This window comes from Streptomyces sp. NPDC048001, from assembly GCF_043203115.1.
Lineage (GTDB): Bacteria > Actinomycetota > Actinomycetes > Streptomycetales > Streptomycetaceae > Streptomyces > Streptomyces sanyensis.
Map to the genome: position 1 here is coordinate 500,148 of NZ_JBIDBN010000001.1, position 18,733 is coordinate 518,880.

The 18,733-nt window shown below is 77.0% G+C and carries 15 protein-coding genes; 10 read left to right on the forward strand and 5 right to left on the reverse strand.

The window, feature by feature from the left end; translation table 11 throughout:
* Window positions 1–376 precede the first annotated feature (376 nt).
* From ACGF15_RS02105 to ACGF15_RS02115, 3 genes are all read left to right on the forward strand, one after another.
* On the forward strand, window positions 377–1,303 hold the full coding sequence (locus tag ACGF15_RS02105) for a LysR substrate-binding domain-containing protein (RefSeq protein WP_392796595.1): 927 nt from the start codon (window positions 377–379) through the stop codon (window positions 1,301–1,303).
* Between the two features lie 250 nt (window positions 1,304–1,553).
* Window positions 1,554–3,353, forward strand: coding sequence for an AMP-dependent synthetase/ligase (locus ACGF15_RS02110; protein ID WP_362613862.1), 1,800 nt, complete (start codon window positions 1,554–1,556; stop codon window positions 3,351–3,353).
* 140 nt (window positions 3,354–3,493) lie between these two features.
* Window positions 3,494–4,327 (forward strand): aldo/keto reductase, encoded by an 834-nt coding sequence (locus ACGF15_RS02115; RefSeq protein WP_392796596.1) that lies wholly within the window; start codon window positions 3,494–3,496, stop codon window positions 4,325–4,327.
* A 72-nt stretch (window positions 4,328–4,399) separates the two neighbouring features.
* Here ACGF15_RS02115 and ACGF15_RS02120 read toward each other — a convergent pair whose 3' ends face one another.
* A complete protein-coding gene (locus ACGF15_RS02120) occupies window positions 4,400–4,702 on the reverse strand; it encodes a 4a-hydroxytetrahydrobiopterin dehydratase (protein WP_345608883.1) in 303 nt (100 codons plus the stop codon).
* Window positions 4,703–4,815: 113 nt separating this feature from the next.
* Here ACGF15_RS02120 and ACGF15_RS02125 point away from each other — a divergent pair, with 113 nt between their 5' ends.
* Window positions 4,816–5,322, forward strand: coding sequence for an FBP domain-containing protein (locus ACGF15_RS02125; RefSeq protein WP_345608885.1), 507 nt, complete (start codon window positions 4,816–4,818; stop codon window positions 5,320–5,322).
* An 18-nt stretch (window positions 5,323–5,340) separates the two neighbouring features.
* On the opposite strand, the gene ACGF15_RS02130 is transcribed toward ACGF15_RS02125, so the two are convergent.
* Window positions 5,341–6,909 carry an ATP-dependent DNA ligase gene (locus ACGF15_RS02130; RefSeq protein WP_392796597.1) on the reverse strand — a complete coding sequence of 523 codons (1,569 nt, stop codon included), beginning with the start codon at window positions 6,907–6,909 and terminating at the stop codon, window positions 5,341–5,343.
* A gap of 156 nt (window positions 6,910–7,065) precedes the next feature.
* Here ACGF15_RS02130 and ACGF15_RS02135 point away from each other — a divergent pair, with 156 nt between their 5' ends.
* Both ACGF15_RS02135 and ACGF15_RS02140 read left to right on the forward strand, forming a co-directional pair.
* The gene (locus tag ACGF15_RS02135; RefSeq protein WP_392796598.1) at window positions 7,066–8,121 is read left to right on the forward strand and encodes a phosphatidylinositol-specific phospholipase C domain-containing protein; all 1,056 of its coding nucleotides are present in this window, start codon (window positions 7,066–7,068) and stop codon (window positions 8,119–8,121) included.
* Between the two features lie 616 nt (window positions 8,122–8,737).
* Complete coding sequence (locus ACGF15_RS02140; RefSeq protein WP_345608891.1) at window positions 8,738–9,169, forward strand: SsgA family sporulation/cell division regulator; 432 nt, start codon at window positions 8,738–8,740, stop codon at window positions 9,167–9,169.
* Window positions 9,170–9,340: 171 nt separating this feature from the next.
* Here the strand turns inward: ACGF15_RS02140 and ACGF15_RS02145 are convergent, their stop codons facing one another.
* Window positions 9,341–11,497 (reverse strand): alkaline phosphatase family protein, encoded by a 2,157-nt coding sequence (locus tag ACGF15_RS02145; RefSeq protein WP_392796599.1) that lies wholly within the window; start codon window positions 11,495–11,497, stop codon window positions 9,341–9,343.
* Window positions 11,498–12,004: 507 nt separating this feature from the next.
* On the opposite strand from ACGF15_RS02145, the gene ACGF15_RS02150 reads away from it, so the two are divergent.
* Together ACGF15_RS02150 and ACGF15_RS02155 are read left to right on the forward strand one after the other, a co-directional pair.
* A complete protein-coding gene (locus ACGF15_RS02150) occupies window positions 12,005–12,787 on the forward strand; it encodes an MBL fold metallo-hydrolase (protein WP_345608895.1) in 783 nt (260 codons plus the stop codon).
* The gene (locus ACGF15_RS02155; RefSeq protein WP_345608897.1) at window positions 12,784–13,437 is read left to right on the forward strand and encodes a VTT domain-containing protein; all 654 of its coding nucleotides are present in this window, start codon (window positions 12,784–12,786) and stop codon (window positions 13,435–13,437) included. The genes ACGF15_RS02150 and ACGF15_RS02155 overlap by 4 nt, the downstream gene beginning before the upstream one ends.
* Before the next feature lie 357 nt (window positions 13,438–13,794).
* Here ACGF15_RS02155 and ACGF15_RS02160 read toward each other — a convergent pair whose 3' ends face one another.
* On the reverse strand, window positions 13,795–15,012 hold the full coding sequence (locus ACGF15_RS02160; RefSeq protein WP_392796600.1) for an aminotransferase class I/II-fold pyridoxal phosphate-dependent enzyme: 1,218 nt from the start codon (window positions 15,010–15,012) through the stop codon (window positions 13,795–13,797).
* A 221-nt stretch (window positions 15,013–15,233) separates the two neighbouring features.
* Between ACGF15_RS02160 and ACGF15_RS02165 the strand changes: the two genes are divergently transcribed.
* Complete coding sequence (locus tag ACGF15_RS02165; RefSeq protein WP_345608901.1) at window positions 15,234–16,754, forward strand: phosphatase PAP2 family protein; 1,521 nt, start codon at window positions 15,234–15,236, stop codon at window positions 16,752–16,754.
* 230 nt (window positions 16,755–16,984) lie between these two features.
* On the opposite strand, the gene ACGF15_RS02170 is transcribed toward ACGF15_RS02165, so the two are convergent.
* Window positions 16,985–17,428, reverse strand: coding sequence for a protein phosphatase (locus ACGF15_RS02170; protein WP_392796601.1), 444 nt, complete (start codon window positions 17,426–17,428; stop codon window positions 16,985–16,987).
* Between the two features lie 164 nt (window positions 17,429–17,592).
* Here ACGF15_RS02170 and ACGF15_RS02175 point away from each other — a divergent pair, with 164 nt between their 5' ends.
* Window positions 17,593–18,411: a methyltransferase domain-containing protein gene (locus tag ACGF15_RS02175; protein WP_392796602.1), complete on the forward strand. Its 819-nt coding sequence runs from the start codon at window positions 17,593–17,595 to the stop codon at window positions 18,409–18,411.
* Window positions 18,412–18,733 lie beyond the last annotated feature (322 nt).

The window sequence follows — 18,733 nt, forward strand, 5'->3', positions numbered from 1 at the left end:
GGGGTGCCGCGGCGGCACGACGGCCCGGCATGCCGCCGCGGGCGGGGAACCGGGGCGGGCGGGGCGGGCGGGGAGCCGGGGCGCGGTCCGGCCGCAGGGGGCGTCGCCGCGGGCGGGGAGAGGCCGACCGGGAAGCGGGCGGCCCGGCCGGGATGCGGCCCGGCCGGGATGCGGCCCGGCCGGGATGCGGCCCGGTCGGGATGCGGGCGGCCCGGTCGGGATGCGGTCCGGACCGCGCCTGCACCAGGAGCGCGCGGACGGTCTCCTCGGCCCGTCACCACCGCACCCTCGCGCGCCGCAGGCGGAGGCCCGGCGCCGGGACCGTTCCGCCGCGCTCCCGCCGGTTCACCGGCGGGCCCGGGCTTAGGCTCGTGCCATGCCCGCCCCGTCGCCCCTGTACGACCCGAACCAGTTGCGGACGTTCCTGGCCGTGGCGCAGACGCTGAGCTTCACGCAGGCGGCCCGACGGCTCGGGCTGCGCCAGTCCACGGTCAGCCAGCACGTGCGGAGGCTGGAGGAGGCCACCGGCCGGGCCCTGTTCACCCGGGACACCCACACCGTGGAGCTGACCGAGGGCGGCGAGGCGATGCTCGGCTTCGCGCGCACGATCCTGACGGCCCACGAGCGGGCGGCGGCCTTCTTCGGCGGCACCCGGCTGCGCGGCCGGCTGCGCTTCGGGGCCTCCGAGGACTTCGTGCTGACGCGCCTCCCGGAGATCCTGGAGTCCTTCCGGCAGGAGCATCCGGACGTCGACCTGGAGCTCACCGTGGAGCTGTCCGGCACCCTCCATCGCAGGCTGGAGGCGGGGCGGCTCGATCTGGTGCTCGCCAAGCGCGGTGCCGGGCAGGACGCGGGGGCCGCCCGCGGGGAGCTGGTGTGGCGGGACCGGATGGTGTGGATCGCCGCCGAGGGCTTCCGTCCGGACCCCGACCGGCCGCTGCCGCTGATCCTGTTCCCGCAGCCGGCCGTGACCCGCGCCCGCGCACTGGACGCGCTGGAGCGCGAGGGCCGCGCCTGGCGCGTGGCCTGCACCAGCGGCAGCCTCAGCGGCCTGGTCGCCGCGGCCCGCGCGGGGCTCGGCGTGATGGCCCACACCCGGGGGCTCGTCCCGCCGGGGCTGGTGCCCGTCCCCGAGCGGGTGGGCCTGCCGGATCTGGGCGGAGTGGATTTCGTGCTGCTCTACGGGCGGCGGCCCGCGACCGCGCAGGAGGCGGCGGGCGCCCTGGCCCGGGCGCTGCTGGCGGCCGGCGACCGGCTCCAGGCACCGGCCGGAGGGGCACCGGCCGCACCGGCCGGGAGGTGACCGCGCCGCACGGAAGCCGCAGGGATTCGGTGGAGATCGCGCCGCACCGGCCCGGCGGTCCTTACCCCGGGGTAAGAATGCTCGTCACCAGCCGTCTCCCCTGCTCCGGCGTCCCCGGCCACCCGTGCGGCTGCCGCGGGTCCCGGTGTGTGCACGGCCCCTCCCGCACGGGCGGAGGGTGGGGTAGCGTCGCGGCGCTGTGCGGAGCGCCACAAGGAGCAGGCCATTGCGCGAGTTCACCGTCCCCCCGATGGCCGCGGCACCGCAGGTCGGCGGTCTGGCGGATGCCGTCTTCGACCATGCGGAGCAGGAACCCGGCCGGATCGCGCTCCGGCGCAAGGACACCGCGGGCGCCTGGCGGGACGTGACCTCGGCGCGGTTCCGGGACGAGGTGCTGGCGCTCGCCAAGGGGCTGCTGGCGCAGGGGGTGCGCTTCGGCGACCGGGTGGCCCTGATGTCCCGTACCCGCTACGAGTGGACCCTCTTCGACTTCGCACTGTGGACGGTGGGCGCCCAGCCCGTCCCCGTCTACCCGACCTCCTCGGCCGAGCAGGTCTCCTGGATCCTCCGGGACTCGGGGGCCTCGGCCTGCGTGGTGGAGCACGAGGACCACGCCATGACGGTCGGCTCGATCATGGACCGGCTGCCCCAGCTGAAGCGGCTGTGGCAGCTCGACGCCGGAGCCGTGGCGGAGCTGGCGGCGGCCGGGGAGCGGATCGAGTCCGAGACCGTGCACCGGCACCGCCGGGCGGTCACCCCGGACTCGGTGGCCACGGTGATCTACACCTCGGGCACCACGGGGCGGCCCAAGGGCTGCGTCCTGACCCATGCCAACCTCATGTTCGAGGCGGACACGATGGCCTCGCGCTGGGAGCCGGTCTTCCGCTCCCGGCCCGGGGACGAGGCGTCCACGCTGCTGTTCCTGCCGCTGTCCCACGTCTTCGGGCGCATGGTCCAGGTCGCGGCGGTGCGGGCCCGGGTCACCCTGGGGCACCAGCCGGCGCTGACGGCCGCCGAACTCCTGCCGGACCTGGCCTCCTTCCGCCCGACCTTCGTGCTGGCGGTGCCGTACGTCTTCGAGAGGGTCTTCCACGCGGCCCGCCGCAGGGCGGAGACGGAGGGCAGGGCGGCCGCCTTCGACAAGGCGGTGGAGGTGGCGGTGCGCCACGCCGAGGCGCTGGAGCACCGGGCCTTCGGGCAGGGGCCCGGCCCGTCGGCGGGACTGCGGGTCCAGCACCAGCTGTACGAGAAGCTGGTCTACTCCCGTGTGAGGGAGGCGCTGGGCGGGCGGGTCCGCCACGCGATGTCGGGCGGCTCCGCGATGAACCGCAGGCTGGGCCTGTTCTTCGCGGGTGCGGGAGTGACCGTGTACGAGGGGTACGGCCTGACGGAGACCTCGGCGGCCGCCACGGCCAACCCCCCGGAGCGGCCGCGCTACGGGACCGTGGGCATGCCCGTGCCGGGGACGAGCGTGCACATCGCGGAGGACGGCGAGGTGTGGCTGCGCGGCGCCCATGTCTTCTCCGGGTACCTGAACGACCCCGAGGCCACGCGCACCGTGCTGCACGGCGGCTGGCTGGCGACCGGCGACCTCGGCTCCCTCGACGCGGACGGCTACCTCACCATCACCGGGCGCAAGAAGGAGGTGCTGGTGACCTCCGGGGGCAAGACCGTGTCCCCGACGGGCCTGGAGGAGCGGGTGCGGGCGCACCCGCTGGTGGCGCAGTGCCTCGTCGTCGGCAACGACCGCCCCTACGTGGCCGCCCTGGTGACGCTCGACCCGGAGGCGGTGGAGCACTGGCTCTCCCTGCAGGGCCGGGGGCCCCTGGCCCCGGCCGAGCTGGTGCGGGACCCGGGCCTGGAGGCGGAGATCCGCCGTGCGGTCGTCACGGCGAACACCCTGGTCTCGCAGGCCGAGTCGATCCGCACCTTCCGCATCCTGGCGCACCCGTTCAGCGAGGAGCACGGCCTGCTGACCCCCTCGCTGAAGCTGAAGCGCCGGGCGATCGAGAAGGCCTACGCGGCGGAGGTGTCCGCGCTCTACCGCTGACCCGGCAGGCTCCCGCGCCCGTCCCGTGCGCCGCGGGCGGAGCGGCCGGCTCGCCCTGCGCGCATGCGGGAATGCGTCCGGGTGTGTGATCGTTGGTGCTCGGAGTACACCCCACGACGACGTAAGGATCGAGACCGGCCGTGACCAAGGTCCCCTCCATCACCCTCAACAACGGTGTCACCATGCCGCAGCTCGGCTTCGGTGTCTGGCAGGTGCCGGACGACGAGGCGCGCACGACGGTCGGCACGGCCCTGGAGGCCGGCTACCGCAGCATCGACACCGCCGCCGTCTACGAGAACGAGAAGGGCACCGGCGAGGCCCTCGCCGCCTCCGGCCTGCCCCGCGAGGAACTCTTCGTCACCACCAAGCTGTGGAACAGCGAGCAGGGCCGGGACGCGACGCTGCGCGCCTTCGACGCCTCCCTCGGGCGACTGGGCCTGGACTACGTGGACCTCTACCTGATCCACTGGCCGATGCCGGCCAAGGACCTCTACGTGGAGACGTACAAGGCCCTGGAGGAGATCGCCGCCGAGGGGCGCGCCAAGGCCGTCGGCGTGTCGAACTTCCTGCCCGAGCACCTCGAACGGCTGATCGGCGAGACCTCCGTGGTCCCCGCGGTGAACCAGATCGAGCTCCATCCGCAGCTCCAGCAGGCCGCCGCCCGGGAGGCGCACGCCCGGTACGGCATCGCGACCGAGGCGTGGTCGCCGCTCGGCCAGGGCCGGGGGCTGCTGGAGGTGCCGACGGTGGTGGCCGTCGCGCAGAAGCACGGGCGCAGCCCCGCCCAGGTGGTGCTGCGCTGGCACCTCCAGCTCGGCAACGTGGTGATCCCCAAGTCGGTGACCCCCTCGCGGATCGCCGAGAACATCGACGTGTTCGGCTTCGAGCTGGACGCCGACGACCTGGCCGCCCTGGCGGCACTGGACGAGGGCCGCCGGCTGGGCCCGGACCCGGCCGTCTTCAACATGGCCTGAGCCACGGGTCCCCGCCCCGCACCGGCGGCCGCCGGTGCGGGGCGGGGACGGCAGGACCGTCCGGGCGGGCGGTCAGGCGGCCCCGTGGGCGGCCGCGGCGTCCTCGACCCGGCGGGCGAGGGTGAAGTCCCGGTCGGTGAGGGCGTCCACGTCGTGCGAGTGGACGCTGAGCCGGACGGTGTCGTAGCCGAGCGTGAGGTCGGAGTGGTGGTTCAGCTCCTCCTGGATCCGGGCCACGTGCACCACCAGGGCGGCGGCGGCGATATGCGAGCCGAGGCGGTAGCCGCGGGTGAGGCGCCCGTTCTCCTCGGACCAGCCCGGCAGTTCCCTCAGGCGGTCCTCGATCTCCTTCTGCGACAGCGGCTCGGTGGGCATGGCCGTGCTCCTTCGGTGCGGGGACGTGGGGCGGTGTGCCGGTCGGGGCCACCATAGGGCCGATGCCCGGAAACCGGGCTGCGTGCACCAGGACGCGCGTGTACGTTCACCGGGTGGAACCCCTGACCGACACACAGATCCGCTCGTCCTTCGTCAACTGCACCAAGGGCGAGGCGGCACGCATGCGGCTGCCGCCCGACTTCGCCGAACGCCCCTGGGAGGACCTGGACTTCCTCGGGTGGACCGATCCGGGGGCGCCGCTCCGGGCCTATCTGGTCGTCCCGCGGGAGGACGGCCCGTGCGGCATCGCGCTGCGGGTGCCGGGCAGCTCGCGCACCAGTGCGGTCAGGTCCAGCATGTGCCAGGTGTGCCTGACCTCGCACGCGGCCTCGGGCGTGGCCCTGTTCGCGGCGCCGCTCGCCGGGAGCGCGGGCCGCGAGGGGAACAGCGTGGGGACCTATCTCTGCGCGGACCTCGACTGCTCGCTCTATGTGCGGGGCAGGAAGCAGCCGCGGCTGCGCCACGGCCGGCACGAGGAGTCGCTGACCCTGGAGGAGCGGATCGCGCGGACCGGGTCGAATCTGTCGGCCTTCGCCGACCGGGTGCTCGCGGGGCGGTGAGGCGCCCGGGCCGCGCCCTCAGCGCCCGGGAGCCGCGGGGGCGTCCGGCGCGCCGCCCGTGGCGAGCACGTGCTCGATGGTGTCGGCCTCCGCGGCGCTCTTGTCGGGCCGGTGGCGTACGACGCGGGCGAAGCGCAGGGCCACGCCCGCCGGGTAGCGGGGCGACCGCTGGAGGCCGTCGTAGGCGATCTCGACGACCAGTTCGGGGCGGACGGTGACGGTCCGGCCGTCGTCCCGCACGGCGAGGCGGCCCAGGTGCTCGGTCTGCCAGGCGAGCATCGCGTCGGTGAGCCCCTTGAACGTCTTGCCGAGCATCACCATGCGTCCGTCGGTGCCCCGGGCGGCGAGGTGGAGGTTGGAGAGCAGCCCGGTGCGCCGCCCGTGGCCGCGCTCCACGGCGACCACCACCAGGTCGAGGGTGCGGACCGGTTTGACCTTGAGCCAGGAGCGGCCGCGGCGGCCCGCGGAGTAGGGCGCGTCCAGGGACTTGACCACCACGCCCTCGCGGCCGTCGCGCAGGGCCCGGTCGAAGAAGCGCCGCGCGGCGTCCGCCTCCTCGGCGGAGGCCGGGTCCACGACCGTGAGGCGGCGTACGCGCAGGTCCTCGGGGACCAGGGCGGCCAGGCGCGCATGCCGCTCGCGGGCGGGCAGGTCCAGCAGCCCGGCCCCCTCGGCGGCGAGGAGGTCGAAGTAGACCGGCGACAGCGGCAGGGCCGCCCGGGCGGCCGCGACGTCGGAGCGTGAGCCGACCCGGGAGGCGATGTCCTGGAAGGGGGCGGGGCGGCCCCCGGGGGTGAGGGCGATGACCTCCCCGTCCAGGACGAAGCCGTCGCCCGCCAGCCGGCCGGCCGCCTCGGCGACGTCGGGGAGCCGGTCGGTGATGTCCTCCAGGGAGCGGGTGTAGACGCGGACCTCGCCGCCCCGGCGGTGGACCTGCACCCGGATCCCGTCGAGTTTCTCCTCCACCGCGCAGGCGGTGCCGAGTGCCGCCAGCGCCTCGGCGACGGTCCCGGCCGAGTGGGCGAGCATCGGCTGGACGGGACGGCCCACCTGCAGCCGGAACAGGGTCAGCGCCGGGGCCCCGTCGGCGAGGACGGCACGGGCGACCCGCGGCAGCGAGCCGTCGAGCATCACCGCCCTGCGCAGGTCGGCGGCGGGGACTCCGGCGGCACGGGCGACGGCCTCCAGGGCCACGGCGTGCAGGGCGCCCTGGCGCACCTCCCCGGTGAGGAGCCGGACCAGGAAGCGCTGCTCCTCGGCCGTCGCCGCGCCCAGCAGTGCGTGCACCGCGTCCCGGCGCGCGGTGCGGGAGCCGGGTCCGGTCGTCCCGGCGATCGCGGTGAGGGCCGCGTCCGTCTCCGTGAGGGTGAGGGTGGGTTCCGTCGCGGCCGGGACCTCCTCGCCCAGCAGGCGCCACCCGATGCCGATACGGCCCTGCGGCGGGCGCCCCGAGAGGTAGGCGATCACGAGCGCCACGTCCTCGGGGCGCGCCTGTCCGAACAGGTCGGCCAGGAGTGCGGTCTTGCCGGAGCGGGCGGAGGTGCCGGCCACCTCGCGGGAGGCGGCGGCGACGCGGGCGAGCAGCATGCGGCCATGCTGCCCCGTCCCCGGGGCGGGCGCCCGTCCGGCGCGCGCGGGTGGCCGGAGGCGGACTCCCGCGACCCGTCCGGCTCCCCTAGTCTGCACTCGACCTGAACATGTCAAGCTACGGCCTCACGGCCGGTGACACAGAGGGACGGGCAGATGGGGAAGCTCCTGCACACGCTCGCGACCGCCGCCGCCACCGTCGGCCTGCTCGCCGCGGCGCACGCCCCCGCCGGCGCCGCCGGCGCCGACCCGGGACGGCTGCCATACGCGGCGACCACCTCGGTGGGTGTGCACAACGCCTACGAGCAGGCGAAGTTCCCCTACTTCGCGGACGCCCTCGACTCCGGGGCGGGGATGCTGGAGATCGACGTGTGGACCAATGTCTTCGGCCGGTCGTGGCGGGTCTCGCACAGCAACCCCTTCGGGAACGCCAACAACTGCGCGGGCGCGGCCCACGAGGGCGAGCTGCGCACGGGGGCGCGCAACCGCGACCTGGGCGGCTGCCTCGCGGACCTGCGGGCCTGGCACGACGCCAACCCCGGGCACCGGCCGATCCTGATCAAGATGGAGCTCAAGGACGGCTTCCAGGCCAACGCGGGCCGCGGGCCCGCCGCACTCGACGCCCTGCTCGGGGCCCGCCTCGGGGACGCGCTCTTCCGCCCCGCGGACCTGGCCGCCGGGCACCCCGACCTCGACACCGCGGTCCGGACCTCCGGATGGCCCACCCGCTCCGCCCTGGCCGGCCGGTTCCTGGTGGAGCTGATCCCGGGGACCCTGGAGGAGGGCAACCCGCTGGACTCCCTGTGGACCGACCGGGAGTACGCCCAGCACCTGCGCGGACTCAGGGCCGCGGGCAGACTCGCCGAGGCGGGCGCCTTCCCCGCCGTCCACCACGCGGCCGCGGGCGACCCCCGCACCCGCTACACGGACCCCTCGATCCGGCCGTGGTTCGTGGTCTTCGACGGGGACGCCGCCGCCTACGCGGGCGGGACGATCGACACGAGCTGGTACGACCGCAACGGCTACCTCGTCGTCATGACCAGCGCCCACGGGGTCGCCCCGGCCATCGACGCGACGCGGCCGGACGAGCGTCAGGCGCTCGACCGGGTCGCCCTGCTGGCGGACCACCACGCCGGCGTGGTGTCCTCCGACTGGTACCCGCTGCCCTCGGTGCTCGGCACGGTGCTCGCCCGGGGCGGGGCCGGGCTCTAGCCGTCGGGCAACGCTCGCCCCGCCTCGCGCACCCTGCCCGATGCGGCGCGAGCCGGGCCGGGTCCGGCACATCCCGCCCGGCGCGCGGCGGGGCCGCGAGGGCGGCCCGGCGGCGGGCACGCACCCGCCGCCCTGCGGGAAGGGCGCCGCCCCGCGTTGCACGCATCACATCGGCCCCCGGGGAGTCCACGGCACACACCGGATGATTTATCGTTCACCTATCGCCCCGGCCGAAATCCCCCGTTCGGCCGGGGCGCTTTCCTGGGCCCGCCGGCCGCCCCACGACGCCCCCGTGCCGACCCGGGCCACGCGCCCCCGCACTCCGATCCGGCCACGCACGCCGGGCAGCCGCCGCCCGGCCCGGGTTCGTACACACCTCGCCCCGGGACGGACCCAGGACGGACGCGAACGCTCAGGGGCGGACAGAGGCGGTCACCGGCCGGAAGCATCCCGGAATCCGGTGGCGCAAGGGTCTGGCCATTCCGCCTCCGGAGTTCGAAGGTGGTGATACAGGTCACACGCGCCACTGGTGTAGCTCGCGTCCGGTGAGCCCTGCCGTGACGTCGTCGTCCCGTGCAGAAGGAGCAGATCCGCGCAGCAGCAAGAGGAGCGAGCGATGTCATCCTCCATCGAGCAATCCGTCGAGCAGTCTGTTCTCGCCCGCCTGATCAGCGACGCACCCCACCCCTCGGGCGTGCCGGTGGTCCTGCGCTACCGCCGGAGCGACCCGCTCGCCGTCCGGATGGTCTTCCCTGCCGAGGTCTGCCTCAGCGAGTCCGCCGTGACCTGGACCTTCGCCCGGAGCCTGCTGGACGGCGGGCTGCGCGCACCGACCGGCGACGGCGATGTGCACATCTGGCCCTGCACCCGCTCGCAGACCATGGTGGAGCTGCGCTCGCCCGAGGGGGTGGCCCTGCTCCAGTTCGACACCGCGAGCCTCCGCCGCTTCCTGCTGCACACCTACGCCGCCGTCCCCGCGGCCCACGAGAGCGCCGCCATGGACATCGAGCGGGCTCTCGCCGCCCTCCTCGGCGAGGCGCGCGGCTGACCGACCGCGGCACGGCCCCCGCCCGGGCCCGGCGGACGGCAGGCGGGGACGTACTACGGGTCGGGCCGTGACGACCGCCGCGAACGGAACGGCCGCGGCGGCCCGGGCGGGCCACCCCACCCGGCGCCCCCGGCCCCGGGCCGCCACCCGGCCGGTGCCGCCGGTGCCCCGTCAGGCGGGGCGCTCGTCCGGCTGGGGGCGCTCGTCCGGCCGGGGGACGCCGCCGGGCCGGACGGGCGGGCGGCGGTCGGCGGGCACGGCGGCCCGCAGGGGCTGCGCGATCGGCACCTCGGGACCCTGCGCCTCCCTCAGCCAGCGGCGCAGCACCCGGTGCACCTGCTCGGCCCCGGCCAGCTCCCCGCCGACCGGGACGGGCGGGGACAGCTCGAACGGGGAGAGCAGGAAGGGCCGGGACTGCTCGCCGCCCAGCCCGCCGTGCGAGCCGATCTGCTCCTCGAAGGCGTGGACGACCCCGGTCCGCGGCTCGTACACGGAGTTGACCATGATGTCGGCGGCGTGCGGGAAGCCGTCCGTGCGGCGCACGGCGGCGGCCGCGCCGGGGCCGAAGACCTCCAGCGGCCCGGGCGCGCCGTCCCTCAGCTGTGCGACGGGGATCTCGGCGCCGTCCTTCCCGAGCACCAGCGAACCGTGCTCCTCACTGCGCACCAGCAGGAAGCCGATCCCGGGGTGGGAGGCCAGCGTGGGCAGCAGCGCGGGGTGGCGGCGGTCGATCTCCTCGCGGCTCATCCGGTGCGGCACGTCGGGGAACGAGACCAGGGCCAGGTTCCCCGAGGCGAGGACGACGGGGTCGGGTCCCTCCGTCGGGCCCGCCTCCTCGCCCGGTTCGTCGAGCTGCCGGTGGAGCGCGGTGCGCAGGGCGTCGCGGGCGGCGTCGCGGGCCTCGGCCCCGCTGCGGGAGCGCCGGGCACGGCGCGGCAGCGGCAGCCCGCAACCGGCCCGGACCAGGTCTCTCAGGGTCAGCCCGTAGGCCGCCTCGAAGGTCGTCCCGGGGCTCTGGCCGTGGTCGGAGAGCACCACGATGCGGTACTCGCGGGGCGCGTGGTCGGCCACCTTGGCGATCAGCGCGAGGGACCGGTCGAGCCGCTCCAGCACGTCCTGCGCGTCCCCGCTGTGGGGGCCCGAGTGGTGGGCCACCTCGTCGTAGGCGACGAGGTCGGCGTAGACCACGGTCCGCCCGGCAAGCATGTCCCCGACCACCGCGGCGACCACCACGTCGCGCTCGACGACCGTGGCGAAGGCGCGGATGAAGGGGTAGAGGCCGCCCCGGCCGACCCGCGGACGGTCCCCGCGCAGCCGGGCCCGTAGGGACTGCCCGAGTTCCCGGAGCACCTCCGCCACGAAGGACCCGGCGGTGCGCACCGCGTTCGCGGGGTCGGAGAAGTACGCGAAGTAGCCGGCCCGGGAGCGGTTGGCGCGGCCCCGCCGGGCCGCCACCGACAGCACCAGCGCGAGTTCGTCGGCGCCGCCGCTGAACAGGTTGCCCCGGCTCGCCCCGTCGAGGGTGAGCAGCCCGCCGTCGGCGGTGCGGGCCACCGCCCGCCGCTGGAGTTCCGCGGCGCCGGAGGGCCGGTTGCTGACGATGAGCCGGCCGGTGTCCTTCTCGTACCAGCGGAAGGCCGGGACGTCGTGGTTGGAGCCGTGGAGGATGCCGAGCTGGCTGGCGCCGGTCTGGCTGGACCAGTCGGTGCGCCACGGCGTCAGCCGGTGGGTGGCGCCGATCCACCCGGCCACCGTCGGCATGACCCCGCTGTCGGCGGCGCGCCGCAGGACCTCGTGGCCCACCCCGTCGAGTTGCAGGAACACGGTGCCGGGCGGGGCGGAGGCGAGGTCGCGGCCGCCGCGTCTGCGGCGCCTGCGCTGGGCCAGCCGGGAGAGCCTGCGCCGGTAGGCGTCGTCGTCCCGGACGGCGAGCGCGGTGGAGGTCGCGGAGGCGACGGCCGACATCACGGCGGCCACCACCACGGCGGTCTCGGGTGCCGCCGCCCCGCGGCCGCCGGGTATGAGCCAGAGGGCGAGCAGCAGCAGCGAGCCGTTGAGGAAGAACACCAGCAGCCCCAGCAGCAGGGCCGGCACCAGCAGCAGGGCCCGGACGATGACCGGCCACACCAGGGCGCCGAGCAGGCCGAAGGCCCCTGCGCCCCAGGCGGCGGTGAGGGCGGTGCGGGTGATCGAGTCGCCGTCGCCGGACTGGAGCCGGAAGTCCGGCAGGGCCCCGGCGAGTACCAGCATCGTCGCGGTGGAGACGGCCCACACGGCCACCACCCTGAAGACGGCGCCGCCCACCGTGCTCCATCGGCCTGCGGCCACTCGCGCTCACCTCACCCTCCACCGCGGGTCTCCAGCCTGTCACAGCCCGCGTGGAGGGGGGTGGGCGGCCGGAGCACACCCCGCCGCAGGCACGCCGCACACGCCGCCGTGCGCCCCGGGGCGCACGGCGCGCGGGGCGGGCGCCCGCGCTCGGCGGGGAGCCGCGGAGGGGCGGGTCCCGGGCCGGGGCGGAGGGGACGCGGGTGCCCCTGCGGCCCGCCCCCGGCGCGGCGGGGTGCCGGGCCGGGGACGAACCAGGTCGTGTCAGGTCGTGTCCGGCACATGGCGCTGTCCGCCCGCAGGGCGGGGTGCGCGGCGTCCGGTGCGTGCGACCGCACGGCGGAGGGGCATCCTCGTACCGGACGTCCGTGGACGGCCCCGGAACGCAGCGGGTGCGCGTGCCGGGCGTCGCGAGCCAGGCAGGATGTGCCGGACACGACCTAACCTCGGAGGCGTACGCGCCCCGGGCAGGCGACCGGGCGGGAGCGGCGGCGAGGAGGGCGGCACGTGCCGGTGGAGGTCACCTGGTGGGGTCATGCCACCTGCACCATCGAGGACTCGGGCATGCGGATCCTGACGGACCCGCTGCTGGTGCGGAGGTTCGCCCATCTCCGCAGACGGCGGGGCGCACTCCCGCCCGCCGAGGCGACGGCCGCGGACGCCGTGCTCGTCTCCCATCTGCACTCCGACCACCTGCATCTGCCCTCGCTGGCGCGGCTGGCGCCCGGCACCCGGCTGATCGTGCCCCGGGGGGCGCTGCGCGCGGTGCGGGGGCTGCGCCGCACGGCCGCCGCGGCGGGGTTCGAGGTGACCGAGGTGTCGGCGGGCGAGGAGGTCCGGGTGGGCGCTGTGGCGGTGCGTGCCGTGCGGGCGGCGCACGACGGCCGGCGCCTGCCGGTCGGGCCCCATCACGCGCCCGCGCTCGGCTACGTGGTCAGCGGCGAGGCGGCCACCTACTTCGCCGGTGACACGGGGCTGTTCGACGCCATGGCCGAGGAGGTGGGGCACGTGGACGTGGCGCTGCTGCCCGTCGGGGGCTGGGGGCCCTATCTCGGCCACGGCCACCTCGACGCGGGCCGCGCGGCCGAGGCCCTGGCCGCCCTCGCGCCCCGGGCCGCGGTCCCCGTCCACTACGGCACCTACTGGCCCATCGGGATGGACGCCGTCCGGCCGCACGAGTTCTACGCTCCCGGGGACGAGTTCGCCCGCAAGGCGGCCCGGCTGGCCCCCGGGGTCGCCGTCCACCGCCTCGCGCACGGCGAGCGCGTCCGCCCGGAGGCGGGCCGGTGAGCGCCGCTCTGGCCGGGGCCGTGCGGCAGCTCTCGGACACCGTGGGGGTGCTGCCCCCGGAATCCACCCAGCAGGCGGTCGGCTATCCGTCGCTGTTCCTGCTGGTGGCCCTGGGTGCGCTGGTGCCCGTGGTGCCGACCGGCGCGGTGGTCAGTTCCGCGGCGGTGGTCGCGTTCCACCAGACGTCCCCGCTGGCTCTCGGCGCGGTGTTCCTGATCGCCTCGCTCGCCGCGTTCACCGGGGACGTGGTCCTGTACTGGCTCGGGGCGCGGGGCGTCCGCTCGCGCAACGGCTCGCGCTGGCTGGTCGCCCTGCGGGACCGTGCCGCACCCGACCGGCTGGAGCAGGCGCGGAACCGGCTGGCGACGCACGGCGGGACCGTGCTGGTGCTGTCCCGCCTGGTGCCGGCCGGGCGGATCCCGGTGATGCTGGCCTGTCTGCTGTCGCACATGAGCCTGCGGCGGTTCGCCCGCGGGGACGCGCCCGCCTGCCTGGCGTGGGCGGCCACCTACGGCCTCATCGGCATCCTGGGCGGATCGCTGTTCCCGGAGCCCTGGCAGGGGGTGGTGGCGGCCGTGGCCCTGACCGTCGCGCTCGGCGCGGCCCCGGCACTGTGGCGCCGGGCCCGGCGGGCACGCCACGCGGGCTGAGCGCTCGCGTCGCCGCGGGCGCGCGGTGCCCGGGGCCCGGTCACCGGGCGCCACGGCGTCCGGCAGCCCCGGCCCCGCGGGAGTGCGGTACCGCGCCCGGGTGCTCGTGCATGCGCCGGCCCCGGCCCCGCGGGGGTGCGGGGCCGCTCCTCCACCACGCGCCGGCCCCGGTCCCGCGGGCGCGGGGCGGCTGGGGGAGGTACGCGGCGCGGTCCATGGAGTTGCCGCGGTCCTGCGGGCGCGCGGGGCCGCTCGCCGCCGCCCGGCGTACGGGGCGGGCGGATCAGGCCCGGAGCCCCGGCCGCCGCCGGGCGGCACGGGCCCCGGGCGGGCCCCCTCGGGCGCGCCGGGCGCCGCTCACCGGAGCTCGTCGAGGACGGCGGCGAGCCGCCCGAGGCCGCCGCTCACCTGGGGCAGTACGAGCGGGTCGGGTGCGGCGAGGGCCGCGCGCTGCTCCTCCGCCCTCGCGCCGAGGAGCGGACCGGTCGGCAGCCGGACGCGCAGGGCGCCGAGTTCGTCGCCGAAGCGGTGCCCGCCGGGAACCGGTGCACCGAGGCGGCCGCCCAGGTAGTCCTCCAGGTCCATCGAGTCCCCCACGCCGCGCTCGGCGAGCCGGCCGCGCAGCGGTGCGAGGTCGGCGTACAGGTGGCGTCCGGCCTGCGGGGGCCGGGCCAGGGCACCGGCCGCCAGGACGGTGCCGTGCACGGCGGCGGCGACGCTCGCGTGCAGGCGGGCCGCCCGGGCGGCCCGCTCGGCCACCGCGGCGGGCTCGCCGAGGAGATGGGCCGCCGCGGCGGCCACCGGACCGGCGACGACCGCCCCCAGCGCGGTGAGCAGGTCGAGCGTGCGGTCCCGTTCCACGGCACCCCGGCGGGTCGCCGGAAAGCGGGCCACGGCCACCGGCCAGGACTCGGGGGCGAGGCCGCCGACCAGGTCGGCCAGGACCGTCACGTCCTCGGGGCACATCTCGGCCGGGCTGAACAGCACCGTGTCCTCGGGCCGGTGCAGCGTGTCCCGCCAGGTCTCGTCGCTGATCACGTGCAGGCCCTCGGCGACGGCCGCCTCGCACGCCTCGCGGACGGTCTCCGGAGGGGCGACGGTGGCCGTCGGGTCGTCGGCGACGGACAGCAGCAGCAGACGGGGGCGCCCGCCCTCGGCCCGCACCCGGCGGACTCTCTCCAGCAGGGCCACCGGATCGGGGACGCCACCGCACTCGGCGGGGGTGGGCACATGGTAGGCGGGCCTGCCCAGCAGCCGGGCCTGCGGGGCCCACCAGGCGGGGCAGGGCCTCGGCATCAGCACGTCGCCGTCGTGCGCGGCGAGGAGGGCGAGCAGCAGGGGCTGCGCCCCGGGGGCCGCGACGACGCCCTCGGGTCCGCCGTGCAGTCCGCGCCGCGCCCAGTAGCCGGAGGCGGCGGCCCGCAGTGCGGCGCCGCCGCCGGGGGGCTCCGCCCGCGCCACGCCGGCCGCGGCGCAGAGCACCGCGGCGGCCGAGTCGAGGACGGGCAGTCCGGTGCCCGGCGCCGGAGGGCCGAAGCGCACGGGGCCCCGTCCGGCGGGCTCAGCGTCCTGCATACGGTCACCTCCTGCTCGGCGGCGCCGCGTCCGGTGCGCCCGCGCCGGTCACGCGGCGGTTCGCGCGCCCGGCCCACGAGCCCTTTATACGAAGGTTCGCCGGGGACCGCGCGGGGGCGGCGACCAGGCGTGGCACCCCCTGCCCGGCGGACGGCGCCGGGCCGTCGGCCGGGCAGGGGGTCTGCGGCGTGGCTCCGGCGGTCCCGGGGTATCCGAGCCGCATGACAGAGCTTCGGACCCCCTCTTCCTTCCCGGCCCGCGCGCCCCGCGGACGGCTGCACGACCTGCTCGGCACCTGGGACCGGCGGGTCTTCCACGCCGTGGCGGCCCACGAGTGGCCGGGGGCCGGGCCGGTCCTGCCCCGGCTGAGCCGCAGCGCCAACCACGGGCTGCTGTGGTTCGGCACGGCGGCGGCGATCGCGGCGTTCGGAGGGGGCGCGCGCTCCCGGCGGGCCGCGGTGCGCGGGGTGGCCTCGCTGGCGGTGGCCTCGGCAGTGATCAACACCGTCGGCAAGCGCTCGGTGCGCCGGGCGCGTCCGCTGCTCGACGCGGTGCCGGTGATACGGCAGCTGAAGCGCCAGCCCTTCACCTCGTCCTTCCCCTCCGGGCACGCCGCCTCCGCGGCCGCCTTCGCCACCGGGGTGGCCCTGGAGTCCCGTGCCTGGGGGGCGGTGGTCGCACCGGTGGCCGCCTCGGTGGCCTTCTCCCGGGTGTACACGGGCGTGCACTACCCGGGGGACGTGCTCGCGGGTGCCGCGCTCGGGGTGGGCGCCGCGCTCGCGGTGCGCGGTGCGGTGCCCACCCGCTCGCAGCTCCCCCCGCCGGGGCGCCCCCGGGAGCACGCCCCCGCGCTGGCGGGCGGTGAGGGCCTGGTGGTCGTGGTCAACCGGGAGTCGGGCACGGCCGACTGCGCCGCTGCGGTCCGGGAGGCGCTGCCGCTCGCGGAGGTCGTCGAGTGCGCACCGGACGAGCTGCCCGACCAGTTCGCGAAGGCGGCGGAGCGGGCGCGGGCCCTGGGCGTGGTCGGTGGCGACGGCACGGTCAACCTGGCGGCGACCGTGGCGGTGACGCGGCGTCTGCCGCTCGCGGTCTTCCCCGGCGGCACGCTCAACCACTTCGCCTACGACCTGGGCGTGGAGGAGGTGGCCGACGCCTGCCGGGCGGTGGAGGCCGGCGAGGCGATCGGCGTGGACCTCGGGCGCTTCCGTCCGGCCCCGGGCGCGGGGGACGGGGGCGAGCCGGGGTACTTCCTCAACACCTTCAGCCTCGGTGTCTACCCGGAGCTGGTCCGGATCAGGGAGCGGTGGTCGCCCCGGATCGGCGCCTGGCCCGCGGGAGTGCTGGCGGCGAGCCGGGTCCTGCGCGGGGAGCATCCCCTGGAGGCCGAGGTGCAGGGCCGCCGGCGGCCGATGTGGCTGCTGTTCGCGGGCAACGGGGTCTACCGGGGCGTCGGGCCGACCCCCGGCCACCGGCAGAACCTGGCGGACGGCCTGCTCGACGTGCGCGTGGTGCACGGCGGCCGGTTGCCGGGACTCCGGCTGCTGGGGGCCGCGGTGGCGGGGAAGGTGCGGCGCTCGCCGGTGCACGCGGCCCGTCAGCTGCGGCAGGTGCGGATCGGCGGGCTGGCCCCGGGCACGCTCCTGGCCTGTGACGGGGAGGTTCGGCCGGCCCCGGGCGGCGGGCTGGTGGTCGACAAGCTCGTCGACGCGCTCACCGTCTACCGCCCGCAGCGGCTGCTCTGACCGGACGGCGGCGCAGGGCCCCCGCACCGCAGCCGCGGCCGGACCCGCGGCCGCGCCCGCGCCCGCACCCGCACCCGCACCCGCACCCGCACCCGCCGGAAAACGGATCGACGTGCGGACGCGGCGTCACGCACCATGGCCGAGCCGCTACCGCGGCCGGCCACGGGGGTGCCGGCCGCGGGGCGGGCACGGCCCGCCGCCCGGCCGTGGCCGTCGTGCCCGGGGTGCCCTCAGCCCTCCGTGCCGGCGGCGAAGCGGCGGGCGTACCGCCGCTGCCAGGGGGTCTCCACCGCGCGCCGGTCGTAGTGGTCGCGCACATAGGCCACCGCCTCCCGCGGCGGGACGCCGTCGAGAACGGCGAGGCAGGCGAGAGCCGTCCCGGTGCGGCCGCGGCCCCCGCCGCAGGCGACCTCCACGCGCTCCTCCGCGCAGCGCCGCCAGGCCTCGGTGAGCACCAGGTGGGCGAGCACGCGGTCGCGGGGCAGCCCGAAGTCCGGCCAGGGCAGCCACCGGACCTCCCCGGCGCCCGGGTCGGGCCGCCTGCCGAGCAGCCGGACGGACAGCCCGGGCACGGGTCCCCCGGGCGGCGGGCGGCGCAGCGCCCTGCCGCGGACGAGGCGCCCGGAGGGCAGGCGGAGCACCCCCGGACCGTTCGGATCCCAGGTCTCCGCCATCCGCCCCGCCTCCCTGCCCGCGTTCCCCGTCGTCCCGTCACCTCATGATGCCCGCACACCCCGGATGTCCGTGATACGAGATAGAGGTCTCGCCATTCGGTCGCGCCGCGTACGGTGGAGCGCAGCTCCTCCGCACCCTCCGCCACCGAAGGGACTCCACTTCCATGCCGAAAGAGACCGCCGTCTACACCCACGGGCACCACGAGTCGGTGCTGCGCTCGCACAGCTGGCGCACCGCCGAGAACTCGGCCGCCTACCTGATCGGGGAACTCCGCCCGGGAATGCGGGTCCTGGACGTCGGCTGCGGCCCCGGCACCATCACCGCGGACCTCGCCGAGCTGGTGTCCCCGGGCGGCAGGGTCACGGCCGTGGACGCCGCCGCCTCCGTCCTGGACCAGGCCCGGGCCCTCACCGCCGAACGCGGCCTGGAGTGCGTGGAGTTCGCGGTGGCGGACGTCCACGCACTGGACTTCGAGGACGGCTCCTTCGACGTCGTCCACGCCCACCAGGTGCTCCAGCACGTGGGGGACCCCGTCCAGGCCCTGCGCGAGATGCGCCGGGTGTGCCGGCCGGGGGGTGTCGTCGCCGCCCGGGACAGCGACTACCGGGCGTTCACCTGGTTCCCCGAGCCGCCCGTGCTGGACGACTGGCAGGAGCTCTACATCCGGGTCGCCCGCTCGTGCGGCGGCGAGCCCGACGCGGGCCGGCGGCTGCTCTCCTGGGCGCACGCCGCGGGCTTCACCGACGTCACCGCGTCGGCGACCGCCTGGTGCTTCGCGACCCCGCAGGACCGCGCCTGGTGGAGCGGCCTGTGGGCCGACCGCACCACCGAGTCGGCCTATGCGGAGCTGGCCGTGGAGGGCGGCCACGCCACCCGCGGGCAACTCGCCGCGATCGCCGAGGGCTGGCGCGCCTGGGGCGCCGCCGAGGACGCCTGGTTCATGGTCCCGCACGGCGAGATCCTGTGCCGGGTGCCGGACTGACCGCCTCCCTCCCCCGTGGCCCGGCGGCCGCGCTCCCGCGAGGGGCGGCCGCGGGCGCCGGCCCCGGGGCGGGTGGGGCGGGGCCCGCGGACAGCGCGGACCCCGGGCGCCTCACCGCCCCATGGCACCGCCGACGGGCGATCAGAACCGGTCACCTCGCGTGTACTTCACGACAGGTCGAGGCCGGAAGCGCTCACCCCGGGAGCGGATCGGCACTCCGGTGGATGTTCCGGGACCAATGCCCCTGCGCCGGGAGCCGTCCGGCCCGTAGACTCCGGCATCTGGACCACACCCGCGGTGCCGTGCCCGAGACGCCCCGGAG

Excerpts from the sequence above, each read along its gene's own strand:
- ACGF15_RS02105 (WP_392796595.1), top strand. The coding sequence starts at position 377 with ATGCCCGCCCCGTCGCCCCTGTACGACCCGAACCAGTTGCGGACGTTC.
- ACGF15_RS02110 (WP_362613862.1), top strand. The coding sequence starts at position 1,554 with ATGGCCGCGGCACCGCAGGTCGGCGGTCTGGCGGATGCCGTCTTCGAC.
- ACGF15_RS02120 (WP_345608883.1), bottom strand. The coding sequence starts at position 4,702 with ATGCCCACCGAGCCGCTGTCGCAGAAGGAGATCGAGGACCGCCTGAGG.
- ACGF15_RS02130 (WP_392796597.1), bottom strand. The coding sequence starts at position 6,909 with ATGCTGCTCGCCCGCGTCGCCGCCGCCTCCCGCGAGGTGGCCGGCACC.
- ACGF15_RS02135 (WP_392796598.1), top strand. The coding sequence starts at position 7,066 with ATGGGGAAGCTCCTGCACACGCTCGCGACCGCCGCCGCCACCGTCGGC.
- ACGF15_RS02140 (WP_345608891.1), top strand. The coding sequence starts at position 8,738 with ATGTCATCCTCCATCGAGCAATCCGTCGAGCAGTCTGTTCTCGCCCGC.
- ACGF15_RS02160 (WP_392796600.1), bottom strand. The coding sequence starts at position 15,012 with ATGCAGGACGCTGAGCCCGCCGGACGGGGCCCCGTGCGCTTCGGCCCT.
- ACGF15_RS02165 (WP_345608901.1), top strand. The coding sequence starts at position 15,234 with ATGACAGAGCTTCGGACCCCCTCTTCCTTCCCGGCCCGCGCGCCCCGC.
- ACGF15_RS02170 (WP_392796601.1), bottom strand. The coding sequence starts at position 17,428 with ATGGCGGAGACCTGGGATCCGAACGGTCCGGGGGTGCTCCGCCTGCCC.
- ACGF15_RS02175 (WP_392796602.1), top strand. The coding sequence starts at position 17,593 with ATGCCGAAAGAGACCGCCGTCTACACCCACGGGCACCACGAGTCGGTG.